The sequence below is a fragment of the Burkholderia sp. Bp9004 genome (genome assembly GCF_003858025.1).
Taxonomy (GTDB): Bacteria; Pseudomonadota; Gammaproteobacteria; order Burkholderiales; family Burkholderiaceae; genus Burkholderia; species Burkholderia diffusa.
In genome coordinates this window covers 122718-143411 of the sequence record NZ_QTQD01000015.1, presented here as the reverse complement: position 1 = coordinate 143411, position 20694 = coordinate 122718, and the positions used below count along the sequence as shown (strand labels likewise).

The window sequence follows — 20694 nt, the reverse complement described above, 5'->3', positions numbered from 1 at the left end:
AGCGGTAACGACGCGCGCGAACCGGCGAGGATACGAATCGCTTTCATTCGAATGACAAACGGATCCGCCGTAACCGGATCGATGAAATGAAAAAAGGGCGGCTCGTCGCCGCCCTTCGTTTCAGCGTCCCGCGCCCGCCAGGGGCGCGACGGCTGCAACCGGCTCGAACAACGCATCGGCCTGCCTGACGCGGACGAACCGCGCAGCCTCTCCGCCGTCCACCAGCGCACGGAAATGCGCCTCGCCGCACGCGAGCTTCGCGCGCTCGTGCTCGCTCGTCACGTCGCCGTCGGCATTCGGCGTATCGACGACGAAATACAGCCGTTCGCCGCCGTCCTGCTCCGCGAGCACCGCCCAGTCCGGGTGATAGCTGCCGAGCGGCGTCGGCACGCGGAACCACGCGGGCAGTTTCGCGTACAGCTTCACGCCGTCGTGCGCTTCGAGCGCATCGGCGAATGCACGCTCCGCGTCGGTCTCGCACACGACCGCCTCGTGGATCGACTTCCGCGCATCGGACCGCAGGTTGCGCAGGTAGCCGGTCAGCGCCTCGCTCTCGAACGACTCGAGCGCATGCACGTGGCGCTCGCCAAGCTTGCGGTACGCGATGCCCGCAACCAGCGCGAGCCGCTTGCAGCGGTTGATCGCATCGGCGGCCAGCGCGATGAACTGCTGCGGATTCACGCGGAAGTCGTCGAGCCGGCCGCTGTCGGCCAGAATCGTCGCGAGAGAGCGGCGCGTGAGCTGCGTGCGGTCCTGCAGTTCGGTGAGCAGGTCGGGAAGCGGCAACTCGCCTTCGTCGATCAGCACCGTGCCGGCGCCCGCCACCTCGATCGCCTCGATGCCGGCCTTGCCGATATCGATCTCGGCCTTGCGCCACTGCAGCCGTGCGCGCGCGATGTCCGGCGCGTCGCGCAGCGCGGCCGTGCAATCGCGCACGAGCTTCGCGTTGTCGAACTCGACGCTGTACACGGTGCGATGGCGGATGCGGTCCCACAACGCCCGGAAGTCGTCGCCGAACACGACGGCCTTGCCCGACGCATCGCGCCGCAACGCGATCGCGCGACGCTCGTCCGCATTGCGCACCGCGAAGCGGCCCGACAGCTTGCGCAGCGTCGCGACGATCGGCGCGCGCAGCGACTCGAATGCGTCGGGCAGCACGAGCGCGCTCTGGCGCAGCGCATCCTTCAGCCGGTCGAGCACCTTGCCCTGCGCGTCGACGTAGCCCTGCTCATGCAGATGCGTCCACAGCGCGCGCGACAGCTCGATGCCGAGCGCGTGCGCGGGCCCGTCGCCTTCCTGCACCGGCAGTGCCGCGAACTGGTGCTCCTCGACGATCCCGAAACGGATGCCCGTATCGGCCTCGATTTCCTTCTGCAGGTTCTCCGCGAACGACTCGTAGCGTTCGGTCGCGATCACCGTGAGCGTGTTCACGCCCGGGTCGCGCACGCGTTCGCCGTCCTGGTCGACCGCGAGGCGCAGCCCGCGGCCGAGCGTCTGGCGGCGCTCGCGTTCGGTCTGGATGTCGCGCAGCGTGCAGATCTGGAACACGTTCGGGTTGTCCCAGCCTTCCTTCAGCGCTGAGTGCGAGAAGATGAACTTCAGCGGCGTGTCGAACGACAGCAGCGCTTCCTTCTCGCGCATGATGAGGCCGTATGCGCGCTCCGCGTTCTCGCGCGCCGCGGCGCTGCTTTCGCTCGTGTCGGTCCAGCCGCCCTTGCGGTCGATCGAGAAGTAGCCGTTGTGCGCGCGCTCGACTTCGAGCGCGACGTCGACGCCGTCGAACAGCGCACGGTAGGCCGGCACGCGCGCCGCGCGCGCATATTCCTCTTCGAAGATCAGCGCGTAGTCGCCCTTCACGGGCATCCCGTTCTCGTCGTAGCGGCGATAGCGCTCGACCGAATCGACGAAGAACAGCGACAGCACCTTCACACCACGCTCGGCCAGACGCAATTCCTTGTCGAGGTGCTCGCGGATCGTGCGGCGGATCATCTCGCGCTGCACGGCGAGCGTGTCGATGTCGCCGAACGCCTCGCCGAGCGACAGGAACGCCTCGCCTTCCGGATGGCGCAGCTCGACGTATTCGGCACCCTTCACCGCATGCACTTCGCCGATCCGCAGCCCCGCGTACAGCGCGCGCTTGGTCAGGCGTTCGAGATCGTCGCCGTCGGTCGCCGACACGATCTGGCGCTTCACGCCGGCCGCGGTCGCGACGTCGAGCTCGATGCGCGCGCTGATCGCGCCGCGCCGGTTCGACACGCTGACAAGCCGCACGTACGGCTTGTTGTGCGCGTCCTCGACGATCGCCGACGCGATCTCGATCTGCTTGACGAGCTTGCGCTCGTACGCGTCGACCGCGTCGAGCCGGTACACCATGTGGTGGCGGTCGACGTGCGTCGCCGAATAACGCAGCGTGCAGAGCGGCGCCATCGCGGCGAGCGCTTCGCGCCCGCGCCCCTCGAGCCCGCCGTCGACGCTTTGCGGCTCGTCGACGATCACGATCGGCCGCGTCGCGCGGATCAGGTCGATCGGCTTCTCGCCGCCGGTCTTCTCGCTGTCCTTGTAGAGGTTGTTGATCTCTTTCTTGTTGATCGCGGCGACCGTCATCACCATGATCTGGATCGCCGCGCTCGCCGCGAAGTGGCGCACCTGGCCGAGCTTCGCGGAGTCGTACAGGAAGTAGTCGTACGGCACGCCCGCGTACAGCGCGCGGAAATGGTCCTCGGTGATCGAAAGCGTCTTGTGCACGCCTTCCTTGATCGCGATCGACGGCACGACGATCACGAACTTCGTGAAGCCGTAGCGGCGGTTCAGCTCGAAGATCGTGCGCAGGTACACGTAGGTCTTGCCGGTGCCGGTCTCCATCTCGACGGTGAAGTCGCGTGAGCCGGGCAAGCCGGACGGCGGCAGCCCGCCGCGCAGCTGCACGTCGGCGAGATTGCGCGCGAGCGCGTCGTCGGTCAGCGACAGCCGGTTGCCGACGCCTTGCTCCGACACCGCGAAGCCGAGCGAGCCTTGAGCCGCGGCCGTGGTGCCGGGCGCGGCGTTCGCGAGCACGCTGAAGTCGCCGCGATACGATTCCTGGCCGCGAAACAGGTCGCAGACGGCGTCGATCGCCTCGCGCTGGTAGTCGAGATCCGCTTCGAAATGCAGCCGCATCACAGGCTCCGCACGCGCTTCACGCCATGCTGTTCGAGCAGCGCGGCGAGATTGAGCTTCGCGACGTCGTCGACGAAGCCGCTGTCGCGGAACAGGCACGTGACATCGCGCGTCGCGCCGGTCGCGTCGAGCAGTTCGACGATGCCGTCGGCGAGCGGGCCCGCGTCGTCGCGCGAAATGCGCGCATCGAAGCACGCGACGATCGAGCGGCCGATCAGGTGCACGGTCTTGCCTGCGATCGGGTGATGCTCGACCGGCGTGCACAGGTCGAGGCCGAGCTTCAGCGTCAGCTCGGCGAGCAGGTCGTCCTCGCTGCGGCCGGTCTTCACGTGCTCGACGGACGCGAAGAGCGCATGGTCGAAGTCGTCGCGGCGCGGATCCCACTCGATCACGTTGGTCGTGTCGAGCCGGTACACGCGAAAGCCCAGGTCGCCATAGCTTTCCGGATAGTCGCGCGCCACTTGCTGGGCCGCGCGGCGCAGGCGCTCCTTCGTGATTTCGGCGAGCGTCTGCGGCTTCTTCAGCTTCGCGCAGAAATCGGCGGCCGCCAGCTGCGTCTTGTCGCGGCGGTCGAGCGCCTCGGGCAGTTGCACGAGGATGTAGCGGCGCGCGCCGCCGTCGGTCGCGTTCACCTGCATCACCGCGTGGCCGGTCGAGCCGGAGCCGGCGAAGCAGTCGAGCACGATGTCGTCGCCGCGCGTGCACCAGCCGATCACGGCCGCCGCGAAATCGACCGGCTTCGGCTGGTCGAACGGGATGCCGAGCGTCTTCAGCAGCGCGTCGTCGGAGCCGGCGAACGGCAGCACCGACGGCACGTTCTCGTACATGTTCTCGTCGAGGTAGTAGATCCGCTGCGGCTGCGTGGTTTCATCCGGACCGAATTCGATCTGGCCGCGCTCGATCAGCGCCTGCATCGTCGCGGGCGGGTTGCGCCAGCCGCGCGCCGGCATCGCGCACGGCTTGCCGGTGACCGGGTGGATCAGCGGCGTGAAATACTCTTCCGGCGCCTTCTTCTTGTTCGGCCATGCCATCGACACGAGGCGGTACACGCGCCCGTCGGCCGACAGCCGGTCGTACATCACCTCGCCGCCCGACAGGTTGGTCTGCGCCTTCATCCATGCGCGGTAGGCCTTTTGCGCATCCTTCACGTTGCCGCTGCGGTACACCGCGTCGTGCGCGGCATCCAGCATGCGCTGCGCGTTGCGCTTCGGGCGCCTCAGCGGTGCCTGCTCGAGCAGCGTCTCGGCGTTGCGCGCGAACAGCACCAGCGACTCGTGCTGGTACGCGACGCCGCGCGCATCGCCCTTCGGGTTGCGCTTGTCCCACACGGCGACGCCGAGCTCGTTCTCCTCGCCGAAGATCTCGCGCAGCATCAGCACGAGCGCATGCACTTCATGCTCGTCGATGTGCACGGCGATCAGCCCTTCGTCGGACAGCAGCGCGTGCGCGAGCTTCAGGCGCGGATACATCATGTTCAGCCAGTCGGTATGGAACCGGCCGTTCGCCTCGGTGTTGGTGCTGCGCTTCACGCCGCCTTCGGTCTGGCCCGTCATCGCCAGGTAGTGGCGGATGCTGTCGCTGAAGTCGTCCGGATAGACGAAATCGCTGCCCGTGTTGTACGGCGGGTCGATGTAGACGAGCTTCACCTTGCCCGCGTAGCTCTTGTGCAGCAGCTTCATCACGTCGAGGTTGTCGCCCTCGATCACGAGATGGCGCGTGTCGTCCCACGCGACGCTGTCGCCGGGGCACGGACGCAGCGTGCCCGTCGACGGCGTGAGCGCGGCCTGGCGCGCGCTGCGCTTGCCATGCCAGTGGAAGCCGTAGCGCTCGTCGGCGTCGCCGACGGTGCGCTCGCCGACCAGCGCCTTCAGCACGTCGACGTCGACCGACGCGCCGTCCGGGCCTTCGGTCACGAGTTCGGGGAACAGCGCCTTCAGGCGCGCGACGTTGTCGGCGGTGAAATCCGTCGACATCGCCTGCGGGCTCGCCGCATCGAGTTTCTGCATCGTTTTTTCCATCGGAGCCCGGCCGTGTGCGCCAGGACGTCGGGCGCACTCACGGCACCGGCGGCAATGGCCACCCGGGCAAACCCGAAACGCTAGCGAGTCGGTCGGCGCAGGTCAAGCACCGATGTGAGGCGATCGTGCGGGCATCGGCCGCGATCGCCCGTCCGACGGGCCGCAAGCGGCTTCGGGCCGGGTTGTCGCGGCGCCGCGCACATGGGGCTTCCGGGATACCCCACACCGGCCGAAGACGACGAAAAAAGGGCACGTTCAGCGCAATGCGCCGGCGTGCCCGCATGGAGAATCCCGAACGAAGGGTACGGCCGGGGCGCGCCCCGGCCGCGGGGTCAGAAACGCGTGCGGATGCCCGAGGTCAGTTCGAGCTGGTTCTTCGCGCCGAACGTCGACGACACCGTGTAGCCGCCATGCAGCTTCATGTAGTCGCCGGCCAGGTACAGCTCGGTGCGCTTGCTCAGGTGATAGAACACCGACCCGTAGATCGTCTCCTTGAAGCCATTGCCGACGCCATTCGTCAGGCTGAACGCACCGAGGTTCGCGTTCGGCACGAAGCCGTCCGAGTTGTACGCGGCGTTCTTGACGCGCATCTGCTGGTAGCCGAGCTCGTAATCGAGCGGGCCCTTCGGCGCGATCTTCATCGACACGGTCCACGAATCGTCGTGCCGCTGGCCGAGCGAGCCTTGGTCGCCGTTGTAGCGGAAGTAGCCGGCATTCAGGCGCACGATGCTGAACGCGTAGTTGCCGCCGACGGAGAACGTCTGGTTCGTGAAGCCACCGTGATTCACGTGGTTGTAGAAGCCCGACACGGCGAACGGCCCACCGTTGTAGCCGAGCGCGACCTGGTACGCGGAGCCGGTCGCGAACGCGGTCGAGTTGCTGAACTGGTAGCCGGCGCTCGCGAAGATGCCGTTGCTGAACAGCTTCTTCCACGCAAGGCCGTTGTTGTAGCGCGTGCCGGTCGGGCCGGCCGCGTAGAAGATCATCTGCTTGAAGTTGTTCGAGTTGGTCCAGCCGCCTTCCTCGGTCGTGAGCTTCGCGGAACCGTACGCGTCGCCGTAGATCGCCGATGCGTCGCGTGCGATCGTGTTCTGGAAGCCGGCCGTCAGCTTGCCGAAGCGCTCGTCCTCGACGCCGACCCACGCGTCGCGGTCGAAGATCTGGCCTTCGTCTTCCATCTGGCCGTTCGCGACCACGAATTCGCTTTCGAGGCGGAAGATGATCTTCGTGCCGCCGCCGATGTCCTCGGCGCCTCGCAGGCCCCAGCGGCTGCCGCTGAACCACGGTTCGCCTTCGTTGCCCATGCCGATCACGTGATTGCCGTTCGCGTCGGCGTGGGTACGATAGGTCGGAAAGCTCAGGTCCATCAGGCCATAGAGCTGCACGCTCGACTGCGCATGCGCCTGGGTGCCGGCGCACAGGCCTGCCGCCGCGATGGAAAGGGCAAGGGTTTTTCGTTTCAAGATCGTCTCCTCCGAGCTGCCGCATTGAAATCTGTTCGTTGGCAGTACGTAATGTATGCCGGCTGTTGCCGGCCACAGCGAGGGGGCCGACATGTAGCATCGTAGAGGGTGCAATCCTTCACGCCGCTTTCCCGGAGGAAAGAATCGGATCGGTGAAAACACCGAACGCGCAATAATCGTGAATCGGGCAGGCGGGCGAACGCGAGCCTGGCCGGCAGCCAGCGGCTGCCGACACGTTACGTGCTACGAATCGAACCTGGAGGCAGGCCCGTCAGTCCTGCGCGCTCTTCTCGCGCAGGATGTAGCCGAGCCCGCGCAGCGTGATGATCTCGGCCGTGCTGCCCGCGAGATGCTTGCGCAACCGGTGGATGTAGATGTCGATCGCATCCGCGCTCGGTTCGTCGTCGAGCGCGAACACGCTGTCCATCAGCCGCACCTTCGACACCGTCTTGTTCTGCTGCAGCATCAGCGTCTCGAGAATCGCATGCTCGCGGCGACGCAGCGCGAGCACCGCGCCCCCGCAACGGAATTCGCGCGTGCCGAACGCGTAGACGAGATCGCCGCACACAAGCTGCGTCGTGCCGACGCCCGCCTGCCGGCGGATCAGCGCGCGGATCCGCGCGACCAGCTCGCGCGACTCGAACGGCTTGACCACGTAGTCGTCGGCGCCCGCGCCGAAGCAGTCGACCTTGTCGTCGACCGAGCCGTGCGCGGTCAGCATCAGCACCGGCACGTTGTCGTTGCGGCGCCGCAATCGCGCGAGCACTTCCTTGCCGCTGATGCCCGGCAGCCGCATGTCGAGCAGCACCGCGTCGTAGCGTTCGGTCTTCAATACCGTGTCCGCGCGTTCGCCGTCGCCGACGCAGTCGACCGCGAAATCCTCGCCGCGCAGCAGGTTCACGATCCAGTGCGCGAGTTCGGCGTTGTCTTCGACCAGCAGGAGTTTCATGGCGACTTCTCTTCAGGCGTATGCGGGCAGCCGCACGGTCACGACGATACCGCGATTGCCGGGCCCCGGCGCGAGCGACGCGCTGCCGCCATGCGCCTGCGCGATCTCGCGGACGATCGCGAGGCCCAGGCCCGAGCCTTCGGTGTCGGCCGACACGCGGTAGAACCGCTTGAACACGTGCGGTCGCGCTTCGGCCGGAATGCCGGGGCCGTTGTCGACCACGTCGAGCACGACGGCGTCGCCGTCGCGCCGCGCGGCGACCGTCACGCAGCCGCCCGGTTGCGTATAGCGCACCGCGTTGTCGACAAGGTTCATCACCAGCGCGGTCAGCAGGCTGTCGCTGCCCGCGACGTCGAGCCGCTCGCCGAGATCGGCGCCGAGATCGATGTCGCGCTGCTGCGCGAGCACGATCGTTTCCTCCAGCACGCTCGACACGACGGCGGCGAGATCGACGCGATGCGTGAGCAGCGTCGACGGCGTCGCTTCCGCGTGCGCGAGCAGCAGCAGCTTGTCGGTCACGTCGGCCATCTTGCGGCTGCTGCGCTGCATGCTGTCGAGCACCGACGCGAGTTCCACGTCATTGTGCTCGCGCTGCTGCGCGTACTGGATCTGCGTGTCGAGCACGGCGATCGGCGTACGCAGCTGGTGCGCGGCATCGGCGATGAAGCGGCGCTGCGTGGCCGTATGCGTATTGAGCCGCGCGATGCACTGGTTGATCGCGTCGACGATCGGCCGCAGCTCGTGCTGCAGCCGCTCCGGGCGAATCGGCTCCAGTTCCATCGGCCCGCGGTCGGCGACGTCGTCCTTCAGCTTCATCAGCGGGCGCAGCTCGAGCGTGAGGCCCAGATAGACGAGCACGACCGCGAGCACCAGCATCAGCGACAGGCGCACGAGTTGCGGCCGCCAGATCGTCGCGATCATCGCGTCGTACGAGCGCGTCGTCTTCGCGACGACCACCGTGACCGTCTCGATCTTGCCCTCGTTGTACAGCTGGCGGTCGTAGACCACCGCGCGCAGCGGCACGCCGTCGAGCGCCGTGCCGTACAGCGTCGGCTCGATGCCGTGCCGTTCGGGCAGGGCGAGCGCCGGATTGCCGGTGAGCAGGCGCTCGCGGCTGTCGACCACCTTGTAGTAGACCGAATCTGCCGACGGCGACTCGAAGATCTCCAGCGCGGCGGGCGGCACGTCGGCCGCGAGGTAGCCGTCGCGCCATTCGACGTCCTCGCCGATCGTGCGCGCGGACGCGACGAGCGCGCTGTCCTGCACGAGCCCGGCTGTGGTCCGCGCGGTGTCGTACGACATCGCGCCCGCGATCAGCACGAACACCGCGAGCGGCAGCAGCAGCCACCACAAGAGCCGCCCGCGCAGGCTGTGCGCCATTCCTTCTCCTCAATGCCGAACCGCGCCGGGGCAACCGGCGCGGTTCTGGCGTGTCATCTGATGCGTGCGCTGCTCAGAACGCGGCGGGGCGCCACTTGAGCAAGCGCTTCTCGAGCCAGGTCAGCAGGTAGTCGGCGGCCAGCGCGACCACGGCCAGCACGATCATCGCCGCGAACACGCCGCTCGCGTTGAACGCGCCCTGGGCGGTGGAGATTAGCAGGCCGATGCCCTGCTTGGAACCCAGGAATTCGCCGACGACCGCACCGACCAGCGCGAAGCCGAAGCTCACGTGCAGGCTTGCGAGAATCCACGAGAGCGCGGACGGGATCACGACCGACGTGGTGATCTGCCGGCGCGACGCGCCGAGGATCTGCGCGTTCGCGATCAGGTAGCGGTCGGCTTCGCGCACACCCTGGAACGCGTTGCCGAACACGACGAAGAACACCATCACGACGGCCAGCGCGATCTTCGACGCCATCCCGAGGCCGAGCGCGATCACGAAGATCGAGCCAAGCACGACGCGCGGAATCGAGTTCGCGATCTGGATGTAGAGGCCGAACACGTCGGCCATCAGCTTGTTGCGGCCGAGCACGATCCCGCAGATCACGCCGGCGACCGAACCGATCACGAAGCCGATGCCGGTTTCCTCGAGCGTGACCCATACCTGCGTGAGCAGCGGCCCCTGCGACGTGCCGTTCGCGAACCAGTCCTGGAGCTGCGCGAAGATCAGCGTCGGCTGCGAGAAGAAGAACGGATCGATCCACTTGAGCCGCGCGGCGAGTTCCCAGCCGCCCAGCACGAGCACGAGCACGGCGATCCGCAGGCCGATGATCAGTTGCCGGCGGCGACGCAGCCGGGTTTGAGCGGCGCGCGACTCGTCCTCGAGCGACGTTGCCGGAATGGCGGTGGGGGGAAGCGTCATGTCGGTCATGCTCCTGTCCTGTCCTTGCTGCTGTCAGCCGATCTGCACTTCTTCGCGCAGGTCGTGCCAGATGTCCTTGGAAATTTCGATGAAGCGCGTGTCGTAGCGAATCTCCGACGTGACGCGCGGGCGCGGCAGGTCGATCTCATACACGCGCTTGAGCGTCGCGGGGCGCGCGGTCAGCACGAACACGCGGTCGGCGAGCGCGATCGCCTCCTCGAGGTCGTGCGTGACGAACACGACCGAGCCCTTGTTCGCGGACCACAACTGCAGAAGTTCGTCCTGCATCAGCGTGCGCGTCTGCATGTCGAGCGCGGAGAACGGCTCGTCCATCAGCAGGATTTCCGGCTGGTTGATGAAGGTCTGCGCGAGCGCGACGCGCTTGCGCATCCCGCCGGAGAGCTGATGCGGATAGTGTTTCGTGAACTTGTCGAGGCCGACCTTGCGGATCCATTCCTCGGCCTGCGCGTACGCGACGTCCTTCGAGCGGCCGCGAAACAGCGGGCCCGCCGCGACGTTGTCGATCACGTTGCGCCACGGGAACACGGCGTCGGCCTGGAACACGAAGCCGATGCGCGGGTCGATCCCGTCGACCGGGCGGCCCATCACGCGCACCTCGCCCGACGCCGGCTTGAGCAGGCCGGTGATCAGGTTCAGCGTGGTCGACTTGCCGCAGCCGGTCGGCCCGACGATCGCGATGAACTCGCCGCGTGCGACGCTCATGCTGAAGTCGCGCAACGCGACGGTGGCCTTGCCTTCCGGCGAAATGAAGCGGCACGACACATTGCGAAACTCGATCGCCGGTGTGCTCGGGGAAACTGCCTGATTCATCGCATTCGTCCTGCGGGTGAGGAGGGCGCCGCATCGTGGCGACGCCGGGCCGGTCAGCCGGGCCGGAACGGGGAACGCGCGACGGCGGGATCGCCGCCGCCGGCGCCTGTGCCGATATCGATTACTTCGCGTTCACGAAATCATTGGTGTAGGTGCGCGCCAGGTCGATGTGCTTGCCCTTCACCGACGGGTTGAATGCCGAGAGCACCTTCAGCACGGTCGCCGGGCCGTCGGCCGGCATCTTCGCGTCGGCCGTGTACATCGGCAGCGACGCCTTCAGCGCGGACACGTACAGCGCCTTGTCCTTCTGGTAGTCGGCCGGCATCTTTGCGGCGATCTCCTCCGCGCTGTGCGTGTGGATGAACTGCATCGTCTTCGCGAATGCGTGCGCGAGCTTGGTGGCCTCGGCCTTGTGCGAATCGGCCCACGCCGACTGCACGTACAGGCTCGCGGCCGGATAGGTGCCGCCGAGCGCGGCGCGCGTGCCGTCGACGGTGCGCATGTCGACGAGCACCTTCGCGTCGCCCATCTTCTCGAGCGCGGACACCGTCGGCTCGGTCGTCATCCCGGCGTCGATGCGGCCCTGCTTGATCGCGGCGATGAAGCTCGCGTCGGCGCCCACCGGCAGCATCGTGTACTGCGTCGACGGCACGCCGTGCGCGAGCGCGAGGTATTGCGTGAGGAAGCTCGTCGACGAGCCGAGGCCGGTCACGCCGAGCGTCTTGCCTTTCGCGTCGGCCATCGACTTGAAGGTGGGGGCGGCCTTGGTCGACACCATCTCGACCTCGCCCGGCACCTGGCCGAACACGGCGATCGCCTTCACTTCCTTGCCTTTGCTCTGCAGGTCGATCGTATGGTCGTAGAAGCCGACGACGCCCTGCACGGCGCCCGCCAGCAGTTCGTTCTCGGCATCGACGCCGGCCGGCTGCGACAGCAGTTCGACGTCGAGCCCTTCGGCCTTGAAGTTGCCGAGCTCCTGCGTGAGCCGCGCGGGCAGGTAGATCAGCTTCGCGATCCCGCCGACCATGATCGTGATCTTGCCGCCGTCGTCGGCGAAAGCGGGATGAGCGGCAAGCGCGCAGCTCAGGCTGGCTGCAACGGCGAGGGTGCGCAGGATGGGTCGCATCGGGGTCGTCTCCTTCGTTGTATTCGTATGGCGCGATGCTTGCTGCATCGTCATGACGAGTATAGGGAGGCGAAACCTTCCGCAACCTTTCGTGAGCTGGCGATTCCTTTAGGGGTTTTCCAGCAACGAAGGGCCGGAACAGGCGGGAAACGGGGCGGGACGCGCTCAGCGCCAGCCGAGCAATACCCGCCCCATCGCATCGAGCCCCATGTCGAACAGGTGCGACACGAATGGCACGAGGTTCGGAATCATCAGTTGCACGAGCAACAGCCCGACCAGCATCGTGACCGGAAAGCCGATCTGGAAGATGCCGATCTGCGGCGCCGCGCGGTTCAGGATCCCGAGCGCGAGGTTCGCGATCAGGAGCGCCGCGACCACCGGCAGCGCAAGCAGCAGCCCCATCTCGAACACGGTCGCGCCGAATGCGGCGACCGTGCGCCAGCCGGGCGCGTGCAGCAGGTCGGCCGACACCGGCAGCGACTGGAACGACGCGGCCAGCGCCGCGAACACCTGCAGGTGGCCGTCCACGGCAAGGAATGCGAGCATCGCGATCGCGTTCAGGAAACGGCCCATCGCCGGCGTCGCGCCGTTCGAATGCGGGTCGAAGAAGGTCGCGAAACCGAGTCCCATCGACAGGCCGATGAAGTCGCCGGCCGCCTCGACGGCCGCGAACACGATCTGCATCGTGAAGCCCATCGCCACGCCGATCAGGAACTGCGTGACGACGATCCAGACGCCCTGCGCGGAGAACACGGTGACGGCCGGCATCGCGCCGAGGGTCGGCGCGACGACCAGCGCCATGAACGCGGCGAGGCCGATCTTCACGCGCACGGGCACCGCCGCGTGGCCGATCATGGGCGCCGTCGCGACGAGCGCGAGCATCCGCACGAACGGCCACAGGAAAGCCGTCAGCCATCCGTTGAGCTGCGCGTAGGTGACCGAGAACATCGCGGAGTAAAGGAGCCGGGCGCGCGGCTCAGCCGGCGCCGAGCGTCGCGACGTGCAGCAGCGTCTGCCGCAGGTAGTCGAGCATCGTCGTCAGCATCCACGGGCCGGCGATCACGAGCGTCGCGGCCACCGCGAGCAGCTTCGGGATGAACGACAGCGTCGATTCGTTGATCTGCGTCGCGGCCTGGAACAGGCTCACGACGAGGCCGACCGCGAGCGCGACCAGCAGCAGCGGGGCAGCCAGCAGCAGGCCGACCATCATCGCCTGGTGCGCCAGCGTCATCACTTGTTCGGGCGTCATCGCGCGCTTCCTCCGCTTACGTGAAGCTCTGCGCGAGCGAGCCGATCAGGAGCTGCCAGCCGTCGACGAGCACGAACAGCATCAGCTTGAACGGCAGCGACACGGTGGACGGCGACACCATCATCATCCCCATCGACATCAGCACGCTCGCGACGACCATGTCGATGATCAGGAACGGGATGAAGATCGTGAAGCCGATCTGGAAACCGGTCTTCAGCTCGCTCGTGACGAACGCGGGGACCAGCAGCGACAGCGGCACGTCTTCCGGGCCCTGCATCGGCGCGGCCTTCGAAATCTTCGCGAACAGCGCGAGATCGGTCTCGCGGGTCTGCTTCAGCATGAAGCCCTTGAACGGCGCGACGCCGCGCTGCACGGCCTGCTCCATCGGCATCGCGCCGTCGGAGAACGGCTTGTAGCCGTCGGCGTACGCGCGGTCGAGCACCGGCGACATCACGAAGAAGGTGAGGAACATCGCGAGGCCGACCAGCACCTGGTTCGGCGGCGTCGTCGCGGTGCCGAGCGCCTGGCGCAGCAGCGACAGCACGATGATGATGCGCGTGAAGCTCGTCATCATCAGCAGCATCGCCGGCAGGAACGACAGCATCGTGAGCAGCAGCATCGTCTGCACGCTCAGCGAATAGGTGGTGCCGCCGTTCGGGCCCGGGCTGGTGTTGAACGCGGGCAGGCCGGCCGCCTGCGCGCATGCGAGCGCGGGGGCGAAGCCGAGGATCAGCACGGGCGCGAAGCGCGCCGCGTGACGCAGGAATTCATGTTTCATCGAGATGCGAATACGGAAAGAGGGCGCGACGCCATGTCAGCGGTCCTTGCCGCGCCCGAAGCGCTTCGCGGCTTCGCCCGCGAGCGCGTCGCGAAACCGCGCGCCGAACGTGCCGCTCTGGCCGCGTTCGTCCGATACGGCCTGGGCGGAGGCGTCGGCCGACGCCGGCGCCGTCGTGACCGCCGCCGAGCCGGCCGGCAGCGTATGCAGCAGCCGCACGTTGCCCGGTGCGACGCCGAGCACGAGCCAGGTATCGCCGATCTCGACGATCGTCGCGCTTTCCTTCGCGCCGAGCCCGACGCTCGACACGACCTTCAGCGGGCCGCCGCGCCGCGCGGGCTGGAAGCCGAAGCGGCGCGCGAGCCACGCGCAGCCGAACACGAGGCCGATCACGACCGCGAGCCCGACGAGCGTCTGCAGCACTGCGCCGACGCCGAGCGACGGCACGGCTGAGCCGACTGTCACGCTCGACGCGATGGCGCCGGCGTTGTTCACCGCGTTCATGTCGGCGGCGCCGGCCGGCGCGCAGACGAACGACGCGACGATGGCCAGCGCCGCCAGGCTCGGCCAAGGATGCACGCCGCGGCCGGACTTCATGACGGTCACCGATTCAGCTTCCGGATGCGTTCGGCCGGCGTGATGATGTCGGTCAGCCGGATGCCGAACTTGTCGTTGACGACCACGACCTCGCCCTGCGCGATCAGGCAGCCGTTCACGAGCACGTCCATCGGCTCGCCGGCGAGGCCGTCGAGTTCGACGACCGAACCCTGCGCGAGCTGCAGCAGGTTGCGGATCGCGATCTTCGTGCGGCCGAGCTCCACGGTCATCTTGACCGGGATGTCGAGAATCATCTCGATGTCGTTGTGCGTCGAGCTGGCCGCGGCCTTCGACAGCGGCTGGAACACGCCGGCGCCGGTCGCGCCCGCCTGCACCGGCTGCTGGTTCTGTTCGGCGAGCGCGGCGGCCCAGTCGTCCAGGCCCGATTCCTCGTCCGCCGCGGCGGGCGCCGCCTGCACGGCTGCGGCCGATTCGGCGAGTGCCGCGTCGGCGAGCGCCTGCGGGTCGAGTTCGGGCGTCGGGTTCAGCTCACTCATATCCACCTTCCTTCATCGTGTCGCCCGCGCTGATCATCTTCTGCACGCGCAACGCATATTGACCATTGAAAATGCCGTAGCCGCATTCCATCACCGGCACGCCATCGACCTTCGCCGTGATCGTGTCCTCGATCTCCAGCGGCAGCACGTCGCCCGCACGCAGGTTCAGGATCTTCTCGAAGGTCGACGGGATCTCGGCGAGATCCGCGCTCAGCTCGACCTCGGCCGACTGCACCTGCTGCGACAGCACGCGCACCCAGCGGCGGTCGACCTCGAGCGCCTCGCCCTGGATCGGCGACGCGAGCACGTCGCGGATCGGCTCGACCATCGAGTACGGCATGCAGATGTGCAGCGTGCCGCCCGTCGGCCCGAACTCGATCGAGAACTGCGTGACGATCACGATCTCGTTCGGCGTCGCGACGTTCGCGAACTGCGTATGCATCTCCGAGCGCACGAATTCGAACTGCAGCGGCCGCACGCTCTTCCACGCGGTCGTGTAGTGCTCGAACACCAGGTTCAGCAGCTTGCCGATGATCCGCTGCTCGGTGGCCGTGAAGTCGCGGCCCTCGACGCGCGTGTGAAAGCGCCCGTCGCCGCCGAACAGGTTGTCGACGACGAAGAACACGAGGTTCGGGTCGAACACGAACAGCGACGTGCCGCGCAGCGGCTTCACGTGCACCAGGTTCAGGTTCGTCGGGATCGGCAGGTTGCGGGTGAACTCGCTGTACTTCTGCACCTTCACCTGGCTCACGGAGATTTCCGCCGTGCGCCGCATGAAGTTGAAGATGCCGATCCGCAAGAGGCGCGCGAAGCGGTCGTTGATGATCTCGAGGCCGGGCATCCGGCCGCGGACGATCCGCTCCTGCGTCGCGATGTTGTAGGGGCGGACGCCCGACGTGTCGCGCTGCTCGTCGACTGAATCGGTTTCGCCCGTGACGCCCTTGAGGAGGGCGTCGACCTCCTCCTGGGACATGAACTCCTGGTGGCCCATGCGCGCTCCTTGTCCGGCCGCGTTATTGGACGACGAATTCGGTGAACAGCACGTCGTCGACCTTCGCGCGCTGGTTGCCCGGCTGCGTCGGCTGTTCGATCAGCTCCCGCAGTTCCGTCGCGAGCGAACGCTTGCCGTCCGGCGTCGCGAGATCTTCGGGATGCTTGTTCGACAGCGCGAGCAGGATCCGGCTGCGGATCTCCGGCATGCGCGCGGTCAGTTGCTCCTGCGCCTTCGGATCGGTGAGCTTCAGCGACAGGCCGACGCGCAGGTAGTGCTGCACGCCGTCGTCCGACTGCAGGTTCACGGTCAGCGGGTCGAGCGGGAAGAACACCGGCGCGGCAAGCGGCGCCGGTTCGGCGGGCGCGCTCGCATGGCCGACGCCTGCCTTGCTCAGGAACACGTACATGCCGCCCGCGGCGGCGGCGGCCGCGCCCAGCGCGATGACGGCGATGAGCGCGATGCGCTTGAACTTGCCGGACGAAGCCGGCTTGTCGGCGGTCGGGTTTGCGGTCGTGGAGGCCATGTGAGTGCGTGCGTGATGTCTCGTAGCATGCATTGTTCGGCATCCGGGCCGAGCCCGATGGGTGGAAAAGAGGGGGGAATTGCGGCTATCTCAGCCGATTGTCGGCCGGGTGTCGGCTCGATGCAGGTCGGGAACGGCGGGGCGAGGCGCGGCCGGCGGGCGCCGGGGCAGCGAGGCGGGGCGGGCTGACAGCGGCGCCCGCCCGCGCATCGTCAGATCGGCAACAGCGACAAGAGCGGCGCGATCAGCACCATCGCGACGCCCGCGATCATCATCGTGAGGCTCGACACGACGCCTTCCTCGCTGCCGATCTCGCGCGCCTTCGCGGTGCCCACGCCGTGGGCGGCCGCGCCGAACAGCGCGCCGCGCGCGAGCCGCGTGCGCATCGGCACCAGCGCGAGCACGATTTCGCCGAGCAGCATCCCGCAGATGCCGGTCGCGATCACGAAGAGGGCGGTGAGGTCCTTCGGTGCATGGATCTTGTCGGATACGGCGAGCGCGAACGGGGTCGAGACCGAGCGCGTCATCAGCGAGCGCTGCAGCTCGGGCGACAGGTGCAGCAGCTTCGCGAGCAGCAGTGACCCGCATACGCCCGCGCCGATCCCGACCGCGACGCCGACCGACAGCGACAGCCAGTGGCGGCGGATCAGGTCGCGGTACTCGTAGATCGGCACCGCGAACGCGATCGTTGCCGGGCCGAGCAGCCACATCAGCCAGCGCGTGTCGCGGAAGTAGACCGAATACGGGATGCCGGTCAGCAGGACCAGCAGCACCAGCACGCCAGGCACGAACACGAGCGGCGAGAACAGCAGCGTCTTCCTGTACGCGTAGAGCCGCTTCGACACAAAATACAGGACGACCGTCAGCACGAAGCAGCCGACGGAGATCGCGGTATTCACCTGGTCGGCGGACAGGTTCGACAGCAGCGCAGGCATCCCGGGCTCCGGCTCAGTGGGCGGTCACGGCGGCGAGGCGCGCGCGGCGGCGCTCGGCGAACACGCGCTGCGCGGCAAGCCGGCGTTCGAGCTTCGCGGCGAGGTCGACCGCCACCGCCACCGCGACCATCACGAATGCGGTGCCGGCGAGCATGACCAGCGCGATACGCCAGCCGTCCTCGCGGAACAGACCGCCGTACTGGACGGCCGCGACGGCGGCCGGCACGAAGAACAGCAGCATGTCGGACAGCAGCCAGTTCGCGCCGTCCTTGACCCACGCGGGCGCGACGCGGCCCGAGAACAGCAGCGCGAGCAGCACCGCGAGGCCGATCACGCCGGACGGCACCGGCAGCCCGACCGCACGCACGGTCCAGTCGACGGCCATCCACAGCACGCCAAGCGCGGCGGCCTGAAGCACGATCCGGCCCGTACGCGCAACGTTGCCCGAAGCGGCAGGGCGGGCGGCGGCAGTGGCGATCGGCTTGTTCATGGCGGGCTCCATACAGGTATTTCGTCGATGGTGTGAGTATAGGGTTTCCCCTAACCATAAATAAAATGACTTGTCTCTATCCTTGTCATTCCAATTCGGAATTCAGTTGTGTTCGCTGCACCAATCTGGGGAGTGATCGATGGAATTGCGCGCGCTGCGGTACTTCGTCGAGGTGGTCCGTCAGCAAAGTTTCACGGCGGCCGCCGATCGGCTATTCGTCACGCAGCCGACCATCAGCAAGATGGTGAAGGCGCTCGAGGACGAGATCGGATCGCCGCTGCTGCTGCGCGACGGCCGGCAGATGGTGCTGACCGACGCGGGGCGGATCGTGTTCCAGCGCGGCCAGGATGTGCTCGCCGCGCAGGCGCAGCTGCAGTCGGAGCTGAAGGATCTCGGCACGCTCGGGCGCGGCGAACTGACGATCGGCATTCCGCCGCTCGGCGGGTCGCTGTTCACGCCGATCATCGCCGCGTACAAGCAGCGTTATCCGAACATCGAGCTGAAGCTGTTCGAGCAGGGCGCGCGGATGATCGAGGCCGCGCTGATGTCGGGCGAGCTCGAGCTCGGCGGGCTGCTGGAGCCGGTCGATCCCGCCACGTTCGAGCGGTTGCCGATGGTACGCGCGCCGCTATGGCTCGTCGCGCCGCGCGAGTCGCGCTGGGAGGACCACAAGGCCGTGCCGCTCGCCGATCTCGCGCGCGAGTCGTTCGTGTTCTACGCGGAGAGCCTCGCGCTGCACGATGCGGTGCTCGACGCGTGCCGCCAGGCCGGCTTCACGCCGTCGATCGTGAGCCGCAGCGGACACTGGGATTTCATGGCGGCCCTCGTGCACGCGGGCGTCGGCATCGCGCTGTTGCCGGAGCCGTACTGCCGGCGGCTCGACGCGCGGCAGTTCACGTGCCGGCCGATCGTCGAGCCGGAAATCACGTGGGCGATCGCGCTCGGCTGGCTGAAGAAGGGTTATCTGTCGCACGCGGCGCGTGCATGGCTCGAGGTCGCGCGGGCGACGCTGCCGATCGCGTCGGGCGACGATCTGGCCTTCGGCGGATTGCTGGCGCGGGAGTGAGGCCGCGACGGAAGGGGAACGGGGGGAGGGGCCGGCGCGGCCCCCCAGCGCGTTCAGTGCCCCATCGCCGGTCCCGCGCCCTTCTTCGGCTTCGTGATCCACACGAGCGCCGCGAGCGCGATGAACACCCCCGCCGACAGGTGGAAGAAGTCGTTGGTCGCCATCATGAAGCCTTGCTGCGTGACGAGCTGGTTGAGCTGCGCGTTGGCCGTCTGGCCGACGATCCCGAGCTGCGCGAGCGCGCCCTGGTAGTCGGTCGTGTTTTGCGCGTAGATGCTCACCGATTCCGACAGCCGCGCGTGATGGTAGATCGCGTCGTTCTCCCAGAACGTCGAGCTGGCCGCGGTGCCGATCGCGCCGGACAGCGTGCGCAGGAAGTTCGACAGCCCCGACGCGCTCGCGAGCCGCTCGTCGGAGATGCTCGACAGCGTGATGGTCGTCATCGGCACGAAGAAGCATGCGACGCCGATCCCCTGCACGAGCCGCGGCAGGATCACGTGGTTGAACGGCACGTCGAGCGTGAACGTCGAGTTCCAGACCGACACGCCGGCGAACACGATGAACGCGAAGCTCGCGACCATCCGCAGGTCGAGCCGGTGCATGTTGCGCCCGATCAGCGGCGACAACACGAGCGCGAGCAGCCCGACCGGCGCGGTCGCGAGGCCGGCCTTTCCGGCCGTGTAGCCCATCACCGTCTGCAGCCACAGCGGGAAGATCACGACCGAGCCGAAGAACGCCATGAAGCCGAACGAGATGATCATCGCGCCGAGCGCGAAGTTGCGGTCCTTGAACAGCGACAGATCGACCACCGGTTCCTTCTCGGTCGCCTCCCACACGAGCATGAACGCCAGCGATACGACCGCGATCAGCGCGAGCGCGACGATGAAGGTCGAGTTGAACCAGTCGCGGTCCTTGCCGAGGTCGAGCATCATCTGCAGGCACGACACGCCGATCACGAGCAGCGCGAGGCCGACCGCGTCGATCCGCTGCTTCGTCGTCTTCGTCTCGCGGCCGCGCAGCAGGAAGTACGCGCAGGCCGCCGAAAAGATCCCGATCGGCAGGTTGATGTAGAAGATCCACGGCCACGTGTAGTTGTCGCTGATCCAGCCGCCCAGCAACGGGCCGAAGATTGGCGCGACGATCACCGTCATCGCCCATAGCCCGAGTGCGAGCCCGCGCTTCGCGGGCGGATAGGTGCGCATCAGGATCGTCTGCGACAGCGGCACCATCGGCCCCGACACGAGGCCCTGCAGCAGCCGGAACGCGATCAGCGTCTCGAAGTTCTCCGCGAGGCCGCACAGCGCCGACGCGATCGTGAACGCGAGCACCGACAGCGTGAACAGGCGCACTTCGCCGACCCGCCGCGCGAGCCAGCCGGTCAGCGGCACCGCGATCGCGGACGCGACCGAATACGACGAGATCACCCACGTGCCTTCGCTCGTCGCGACGCCGAGGCTGCCCGAGATGGTCGGCACCGCGACGTTCGCGATCGATGTGTCGAGCACTTCCATGAAGGTGCCGAGCGCGAGCCCGACGGTGAGGAGCGCGAGCGCGCCGCCGGTCAGCGGCGCGGGTTCGGCGGCACGGGGCGCGGCGGATGCCGTGGTGGCTGACATCGGAATCTCCTAGACGCGGCGCGCGCAACGCGCCGGCACAGCGCACGGGCGCACGATACCGCGCGGCCCGGCTGGTTGGAACAGGTGAGGGAAGAGACGTAGCA

General features: G+C 67.6%; 19 protein-coding genes. 1 reads left to right on the top strand and 18 read right to left on the bottom strand.

Features of this window, described 5'->3' with window-relative positions; translation table 11 throughout:
* Positions 1-120: 120 nt before the first annotated feature.
* The 17 genes from DIE08_RS18240 to DIE08_RS18160 form a co-directional block, all read right to left on the bottom strand.
* The gene (locus DIE08_RS18240; protein WP_124902851.1) at positions 121-3156 is read right to left on the bottom strand and encodes a type III restriction-modification system endonuclease; all 3036 of its coding nucleotides are present in this window, start codon (positions 3154-3156) and stop codon (positions 121-123) included.
* The gene (locus DIE08_RS18235) at positions 3156-5174 is read right to left on the bottom strand and encodes a site-specific DNA-methyltransferase (RefSeq protein WP_124902849.1); all 2019 of its coding nucleotides are present in this window, start codon (positions 5172-5174) and stop codon (positions 3156-3158) included. Before DIE08_RS18235 ends, DIE08_RS18240 begins: the two co-directional genes overlap by 1 nt.
* Before the next feature lie 332 nt (positions 5175-5506).
* On the bottom strand, positions 5507-6637 hold the full coding sequence (locus DIE08_RS18230; RefSeq protein WP_124902847.1) for a porin: 1131 nt from the start codon (positions 6635-6637) through the stop codon (positions 5507-5509).
* A gap of 271 nt (positions 6638-6908) precedes the next feature.
* Positions 6909-7586 carry a response regulator gene (locus DIE08_RS18225; RefSeq protein ID WP_124902845.1) on the bottom strand — a complete coding sequence of 226 codons (678 nt, stop codon included), beginning with the start codon at positions 7584-7586 and terminating at the stop codon, positions 6909-6911.
* Between the two features lie 12 nt (positions 7587-7598).
* Positions 7599-8966 (bottom strand): sensor histidine kinase, encoded by a 1368-nt coding sequence (locus DIE08_RS18220; RefSeq protein ID WP_124902843.1) that lies wholly within the window; start codon positions 8964-8966, stop codon positions 7599-7601.
* Between the two features lie 73 nt (positions 8967-9039).
* Complete coding sequence (locus tag DIE08_RS18215; RefSeq protein ID WP_108064675.1) at positions 9040-9897, bottom strand: ABC transporter permease; 858 nt, start codon at positions 9895-9897, stop codon at positions 9040-9042.
* A gap of 24 nt (positions 9898-9921) precedes the next feature.
* A complete protein-coding gene (locus DIE08_RS18210; RefSeq protein ID WP_027788757.1) occupies positions 9922-10719 on the bottom strand; it encodes an ABC transporter ATP-binding protein in 798 nt (265 codons plus the stop codon).
* Positions 10720-10840: 121 nt separating this feature from the next.
* A complete protein-coding gene (locus DIE08_RS18205) occupies positions 10841-11845 on the bottom strand; it encodes an ABC transporter substrate-binding protein (protein ID WP_124627853.1) in 1005 nt (334 codons plus the stop codon).
* Positions 11846-12010: 165 nt separating this feature from the next.
* Complete coding sequence (gene fliR, locus DIE08_RS18200; RefSeq protein ID WP_124902841.1) at positions 12011-12793, bottom strand: flagellar biosynthetic protein FliR; 783 nt, start codon at positions 12791-12793, stop codon at positions 12011-12013.
* Positions 12794-12821: 28 nt separating this feature from the next.
* Positions 12822-13094: a flagellar biosynthesis protein FliQ gene (gene fliQ, locus DIE08_RS18195; RefSeq protein ID WP_006750427.1), complete on the bottom strand. Its 273-nt coding sequence runs from the start codon at positions 13092-13094 to the stop codon at positions 12822-12824.
* Between the two features lie 16 nt (positions 13095-13110).
* Entirely contained in the window at positions 13111-13872 is a 762-nt protein-coding gene (fliP, locus tag DIE08_RS18190) for a flagellar type III secretion system pore protein FliP (protein WP_124627857.1), read from the bottom strand.
* 36 nt (positions 13873-13908) lie between these two features.
* Positions 13909-14478, bottom strand: coding sequence for a flagellar biosynthetic protein FliO (fliO, locus tag DIE08_RS18185; RefSeq protein WP_059602191.1), 570 nt, complete (start codon positions 14476-14478; stop codon positions 13909-13911).
* Positions 14475-14966: a flagellar motor switch protein FliN gene (gene fliN, locus DIE08_RS18180; protein ID WP_124627861.1), complete on the bottom strand. Its 492-nt coding sequence runs from the start codon at positions 14964-14966 to the stop codon at positions 14475-14477. The genes fliO and fliN overlap by 4 nt, the downstream gene beginning before the upstream one ends.
* Positions 14959-15957, bottom strand: a complete 999-nt coding sequence (gene fliM / locus DIE08_RS18175; RefSeq protein WP_059465946.1) for a flagellar motor switch protein FliM — start codon at positions 15955-15957, stop codon at positions 14959-14961. The genes fliN and fliM overlap by 8 nt, the downstream gene beginning before the upstream one ends.
* A 22-nt stretch (positions 15958-15979) precedes the next feature.
* Positions 15980-16516 (bottom strand): flagellar basal body-associated protein FliL, encoded by a 537-nt coding sequence (gene fliL, locus DIE08_RS18170; RefSeq protein ID WP_059602185.1) that lies wholly within the window; start codon positions 16514-16516, stop codon positions 15980-15982.
* Positions 16517-16695: 179 nt separating this feature from the next.
* Positions 16696-17418, bottom strand: a complete 723-nt coding sequence (locus DIE08_RS18165; protein ID WP_059531328.1) for an LrgB family protein — start codon at positions 17416-17418, stop codon at positions 16696-16698.
* A 13-nt stretch (positions 17419-17431) separates the two neighbouring features.
* Complete coding sequence (locus tag DIE08_RS18160) at positions 17432-17908, bottom strand: CidA/LrgA family protein (protein ID WP_059602183.1); 477 nt, start codon at positions 17906-17908, stop codon at positions 17432-17434.
* 139 nt (positions 17909-18047) lie between these two features.
* On the opposite strand from DIE08_RS18160, the gene DIE08_RS18155 reads away from it, so the two are divergent.
* Positions 18048-18974, top strand: coding sequence for a LysR family transcriptional regulator (locus DIE08_RS18155; protein WP_059531322.1), 927 nt, complete (start codon positions 18048-18050; stop codon positions 18972-18974).
* 53 nt (positions 18975-19027) lie between these two features.
* Here the strand turns inward: DIE08_RS18155 and DIE08_RS18150 are convergent, their stop codons facing one another.
* A complete protein-coding gene (locus DIE08_RS18150) occupies positions 19028-20590 on the bottom strand; it encodes a DHA2 family efflux MFS transporter permease subunit (RefSeq protein ID WP_124902839.1) in 1563 nt (520 codons plus the stop codon).
* Between the last annotated feature and the right edge of the window lie 104 nt (positions 20591-20694).